The organism is Segeticoccus rhizosphaerae (assembly GCF_009192725.1).
GTDB classification, from domain to species: domain Bacteria; phylum Actinomycetota; class Actinomycetes; order Actinomycetales; family Dermatophilaceae; genus Segeticoccus; species Segeticoccus rhizosphaerae.
In genome coordinates, this window is the sequence record NZ_VOHR01000542.1 from 1 (window position 1) to 1,482 (window position 1,482).

Here is a 1,482-nt window from a genome sequence, read left to right on the forward strand (position 1 = left end):
GGTGTGGACGCCGCGACGATCGCGAGCTCGGTTGTGGAGTGTGACCCGTCAGAGGAACGCCCGTGAGGTGGCCATCGCCGGTGCCGCGGCGCTGCGGCAGGTCGGGTGCAGGTTGCGGCCCACACGGCATACCGTGGAGTCCATGACCATGGGGGCCGCGCCCGAGAGCGAGCAGATGACCGACCCAGCCGACTACGAGCGCCTGGGCCCCTATCGACTGCTCCAACGCCTGGGCGAGGGTGGCATGGGAGTCGTCCACCTGGCCCTGGACCCCTCGGGTCGGGCCGTGGCGATCAAGGTGCTGCGTCCCCACATCGCACACGACGAGCAGGCCAGGCGCCGGCTCGCCCGCGAGGTCGAGACCCTGTCGCGGGTGCGCGACCCGCGCGTGGCCGCGGTCCTGGACGCGGACGTCGACGGTCCGCGGCCCTACGTGGTGACCGAGTACGTGCCCGGCCCACCCCTCGACGTCGTGGTCGAGACCGACGGGCCGGTGCAGGGCGAAGCCTTGGTCCAGCTCGCCCGCGGACTGCTCTCGGCGCTGCGCGCCATCCATGCGGCCGGCGTGGTCCACCGCGACCTCAAGCCCGGCAACGTCCTGATGGTCGACGGCGAACCGGTCGTGATCGACTTCGGCATCGCCCACGTCGCCGACGACGTGCGGCTGACCAGCACCGGTCTCGTGATGGGGACGCCGGGTTATCTCTCGCCGGAGGTGGTCGAGGGGGGATCGGTCACCGAAGCGACCGACTGGTGGGGCTGGGCGGCGACGCTGGCCTACGCCGCATCCGGTGACGCACCCTTCGGCCGTGGCCCGATGCCTGCGGTGCTCGACCGGGTGGGCCGGGGCCAGGCCGACCTGTCCCGGGTGGACCCACGACTCGCCCCGCTGCTGGACGCGGCCCTCTCGCCCGACCCGGCCGAGCGACCGGGCGCGGACGAGGTGATGGCCGCGATCGAGCGGTATGCGAACGGAGCCCCCTCGACCATGGTCCTGCCCACCCACCCGGAGTGGGTGCCGCGCGGATCCGGCCACGACGACACCGTGGTGCAAGGGGGGGTGCAAGGGGGGCAGGACTCCTTCCCAGAGGGTGCCGACCCGTATGGCGCGCCGGGCGCGTCGCCCGCCCAGCAGGGATGGGGACCCCAAAGCGAATCGGCAGCGCGTTGGGAGGACAGCCCGCCGGAGTCCGACTGGCAGGCGGCCTGGGAGACCAGTCCCGGCCAGCCCGATCCCCGGATCGGCCAGCCCATGCGCAGCGGCACGCTGGCGGTGGTCCTCGCCCTGGTCGTCGCGCTGGGTGCGGTGCTCCCGCTGGTGGCCGCCGCCCTCGTGGTGCTGTGGTCGCTCGCAGCCCGGTTCGCAGACCGTTCGGTGACCTCGCTGGTGCTGCGCCGCCACACCGCCGGCCACCGGCGCAGCGACGTCCCGCTCGCCGTGGCCGCCAGCCCCTGGCACCTGCTGCGTGCCGCGCTGGCGAC

At 73.9% G+C, this 1,482-nt stretch carries 1 protein-coding gene; it reads left to right on the plus strand.

Annotated features, from left to right (window positions below; translation table 11 throughout):
- Positions 1 to 40 precede the first annotated feature (40 nt).
- Positions 41 to 1,482, plus strand: a 1,442-nt coding sequence (locus FRW57_RS21475; RefSeq protein WP_152187025.1) for a serine/threonine-protein kinase, incomplete at its 3' end; no start/stop codon positions are given.